Source organism: Exiguobacterium sp. s26 (assembly GCF_018618235.1).
GTDB classification, from domain to species: domain Bacteria; phylum Bacillota; class Bacilli; order Exiguobacteriales; family Exiguobacteriaceae; genus Exiguobacterium; species Exiguobacterium chiriqhucha.
The window spans coordinates 1-920 of sequence record NZ_JACSLS010000032.1; the positions used below are offsets into that span (position 1 = coordinate 1).

6 tRNA genes and 1 rRNA gene are annotated in these 920 nt (G+C 48.9%); all 7 read left to right on the plus strand.

Annotation, left to right across the window (positions count from 1 at the left end):
* Nucleotides 1-130: 130 nt before the first annotated feature.
* The 7 genes from rrf (at nt 131) to KNP82_RS15485 (ending at nt 819) form a co-directional block, all read left to right on the plus strand.
* Nucleotides 131-246: ribosomal RNA gene (rrf, locus tag KNP82_RS15455) — 5S ribosomal RNA — on the plus strand.
* Between the two features lie 11 nt (nt 247-257).
* Nucleotides 258-333, plus strand: a tRNA-Val gene (locus tag KNP82_RS15460).
* Nucleotides 334-341: 8 nt separating this feature from the next.
* Nucleotides 342-417 (plus strand) — tRNA-Thr (locus KNP82_RS15465).
* 36 nt (nt 418-453) lie between these two features.
* Nucleotides 454-540 (plus strand) — tRNA-Leu (locus KNP82_RS15470).
* A gap of 31 nt (nt 541-571) precedes the next feature.
* Nucleotides 572-648: transfer RNA gene (locus tag KNP82_RS15475), tRNA-Arg, on the plus strand.
* A gap of 7 nt (nt 649-655) precedes the next feature.
* Nucleotides 656-732: transfer RNA gene (locus tag KNP82_RS15480), tRNA-Pro, on the plus strand.
* A gap of 11 nt (nt 733-743) precedes the next feature.
* Nucleotides 744-819: transfer RNA gene (locus tag KNP82_RS15485), tRNA-Ala, on the plus strand.
* Nucleotides 820-920: the final 101 nt, after the last annotated feature.

Genomic DNA, 920 nt, shown 5'->3' on the forward strand with positions numbered 1-920 from the left:
AATGATACTAATCGGTCGAGGCTTTGATCTAGTCTAAGGTTTGGATGAATTGATGAGTCTTCAGTTTTGAGAGAACAATCTCTTAAAAAGGAGTTGACATTATGTTAAAATAATGTTAATCTCATATATGTCTGGTGGCGATAGCGAAGCGGCCACACCCGTTCCCATGCCGAACACGGAAGTTAAGCGTTTCAGCGCCGAAAGTAGTTGGGGGTCTCCCCCTGTGAGGATAGGACGCTGCCAGGCATTACATATTTGGAGGATTAGCTCAGCTGGGAGAGCACCTGCCTTACAAGCAGGGGGTCGGCGGTTCGATCCCGTCATCCTCCACCATTACACCTGCCGGTGTAGCTCAGTTGGTAGAGCATCTGACTTGTAATCAGAGGGTCGAGGGTTCGAATCCTTTCGCCGGCACCATTTTTTTAAAATAGTCTACCGCATGAATTATACCTTGCCGGGGTGGCGGAATTGGTAGACGCACAGGACTTAAAATCCTGCGAGGGTTTCCTCGTGCCGGTTCAAGTCCGGCCCTCGGTACCATCTTAATATCCCATGAAAGTTCATTCGTCTCGCACCCTTAGCTCAGCTGGATAGAGCGTTAGACTACGAATCTAAAGGCCGGGAGTTCGAATCTCTCAGGGTGCACCATCTATTTCGGGAAGTAGCTCAGCTTGGTAGAGCACTTGGTTTGGGACCAAGGGGTCGCAGGTTCGAATCCTGTCTTCCCGACCATCATAACTTTTGGGGCCTTAGCTCAGCTGGGAGAGCGCCTGCCTTGCACGCAGGAGGTCAGCGGTTCGATCCCGCTAGGCTCCACCAATTCTTTAAACCGACGAACTTTGAAAACTGAACGATGAGGCAAAAAAAGTTTTACAATGTTTGAATGAAGCGCAAGCTTCGTCATTTTTAAAGAGCTATAT